Source organism: Enterovibrio nigricans DSM 22720, from assembly GCF_900167155.1.
Lineage (GTDB): Bacteria > Pseudomonadota > Gammaproteobacteria > Enterobacterales > Vibrionaceae > Enterovibrio > Enterovibrio nigricans.
In genome coordinates this window covers 1-2,219 of sequence record NZ_FUXU01000193.1, presented here as the reverse complement: position 1 = coordinate 2,219, position 2,219 = coordinate 1, and the positions used below count along the sequence as shown (strand labels likewise).

General features: G+C 45.3%; 2 protein-coding genes. One reads left to right on the top strand and one right to left on the bottom strand.

The window, feature by feature from the left end; genetic code table 11:
• The first annotated feature begins 167 nt into the window (after positions 1-167).
• Positions 168-785, top strand: a complete 618-nt coding sequence (locus B5D35_RS23465) for a thiol:disulfide interchange protein DsbA/DsbL (RefSeq protein WP_078754808.1) — start codon at positions 168-170, stop codon at positions 783-785.
• A gap of 74 nt (positions 786-859) precedes the next feature.
• Here the strand turns inward: B5D35_RS23465 and metC are convergent, their stop codons facing one another.
• Positions 860-2,047 (bottom strand): cystathionine beta-lyase, encoded by a 1,188-nt coding sequence (gene metC / locus B5D35_RS23460; RefSeq protein WP_078754807.1) that lies wholly within the window; start codon positions 2,045-2,047, stop codon positions 860-862.
• Positions 2,048-2,219 lie beyond the last annotated feature (172 nt).

Here is a 2,219-nt window from a genome sequence, read left to right as displayed (position 1 = left end):
GCCTGAAACTCAGTATATTGCTTAAGAACCGAACAACTTTAGGCTGCCATGTCTTCCAACCGAATTAAGCAACAAAGCCTTTCCAATTTGAGGATCTCGTTATAATCCGAGTCCTGATATTTTTCACATTCAGCCCAACGCTGCACGTTATAGAGCGAAACTACTCCATGAAAATTAAACACCTTTTGCTACCTTTACTTGCGGCCATCACTCTGACAGCTTGCAGTGATGAGCCGAAAGACACGCCCAAATACACCACGCTTGAAACGCCTGTGACCGTGACAAATGTTCCCTCAATCAACGAAATTTTCAGCCTATCCTGTAGCGCATGCCGTGCGATGGAAGATGCGATTCCTGCGATTGAACAAGCTGTTGGAGAAAAAGTCGGTAAATCTCACGTCACCTTCAATGAAAGCTCAACATTCGCTGCCTTGATTTACTATTCTGCTATTTCTCAAACCAATGGCAATCCGCCGGAAGCACTGGTTAAAGATTTATTCAAATACGTCCAAGAACAGCAAACTGAATCTGTGGAAGAAAACAAAACCATTTTGTCGGCTCTCTTTGCAAAATATGGTTTGACGAGTCCTTATGATTTGGACGAGGCCCAACAAGAGAAAATGTTTGCTGAAATCGAACGCGCGGATCAAATTACCGTGGAATCAGGCATTACATCCGTGCCCGCATTTTTGGTAAATGGCAAATACCTCGTCCACACCAACGCACATGAAAGTGCGGCTGATTTGGCTTCAACCTTGAAAACCTTGCTAAACAAAGATAAGTAAAACAAACCGAGTAACAACAAAAAACGGCACCTCGAAAGGTGCCGTTTTTTTTACGCCTTACAAAGAAGTGAAGACTACGTTAGCCGCGCAAATCCCGCTTCCAAGTCTTCAATCAAATCTTCTACGTCTTCCAAGCCGATATGCAATCTAACCAATGTGCCTTCAAAATCAACCGGCCCAACAGGGCGAATTGCATTAAGCTCTTCTGGTTGATTTGTCAGGATCAATGATTCATAGCCACCCCAAGAGTAAGTCATGCTGAAATGGACAAAATTATCTAAATAGTGGGCAATCTGTTCTGGGGTTAATTTTTCTTTCAATACAAAAGAGAACAGCCCGCAACTTCCTGAAAAGTCTCGTTGATAATTTGCATGTCCTTTCGACTCAGGCAAAGCAGGGTGATTCACCCTCGCCACTTCAGACCGCTGGCTCAACCATTTGGCGACAGCGACACCGTTCTCATGGTGTTGTTTGAGTCGAATGCCCATGGTGCGTAATCCACGAGCTGCCATATAGGCGGTGTCTGCATCCACCATTTGCCCCATCAAGTATGAACGCTCTCGTAACCGTTCCCAACATTTGGTATTGGCCACAGCAGTACCAATCATCGCATCAGAGTGGCCCACGATATACTTGGTTCCGGCCTGTATAGAGATGTCGATATCATGCTCTAGTGCCTTAAACAACACACCTGCCGCCCACGTGTTATCTATCATGACAATAACGTCAGGATTGACGTGACGCACAGCCTTAACAATCGCAGGAACGTCGGGCACTTCCATTGTGATAGAACTTGGCGACTCAAGAAAAACGACGGCCGTTTCAGGAGCCATTAGGCTCGCTATGTCCGCCCCCATCATGGGGTCGTAATAAGTTGTGGAAACACCCATGTCATTCAAAATGGTGTCACAAAACGCCTGTGTAGGCTCGTAAGCCCCACCCGTCATTAATACGTTGTCGCCTGTTTTGACAAATGACAATATCGAATTTGCAATTGCCGCCGCTCCACAAGGATACAGAACGCAACCTGCGCCGCCTTCCAACTCTGTCATCGCATCTTGAAATGAAAAGTGAGTCAGCGTTCCGCGTCGCCCATAAAACAGTTCGCGTTCGCCTCGGTGTTTTGTCGCAAATTTCTTTTGCTCTACAGAGTCAAAAACAAGCGAAGAAGCGCGTTGGATTACACTGTTTACGCCACCTTTGCAGTATTTGTCTTTTCTACCCGCGTTTACCAACAAGGTACTCAGTTTATCGGATGACATGAATTTCCTTTTCAATTTAGTCGGAATACTGAAACGAACTCTCTAGCAGAATTCTTTTAATTAACGTTAATTCAACCATGGTACCCCAGCTTTTAGTAAAAAACAGCGAAAGAACACTTGCTTCGGCTCCGTTGCAAAGTTAGTAGAAGGCCGCTGAGACCCTAGGTTATCC

Bases quoted from the DNA above. Each gene is read 5' to 3' on its own strand.
- metC (WP_078754807.1), bottom strand. From the start codon at position 2,047: ATGTCATCCGATAAACTGAGTACCTTGTTGGTAAACGCGGGTAGAAAA.
- B5D35_RS23465 (WP_078754808.1), top strand. From the start codon at position 168: ATGAAAATTAAACACCTTTTGCTACCTTTACTTGCGGCCATCACTCTG.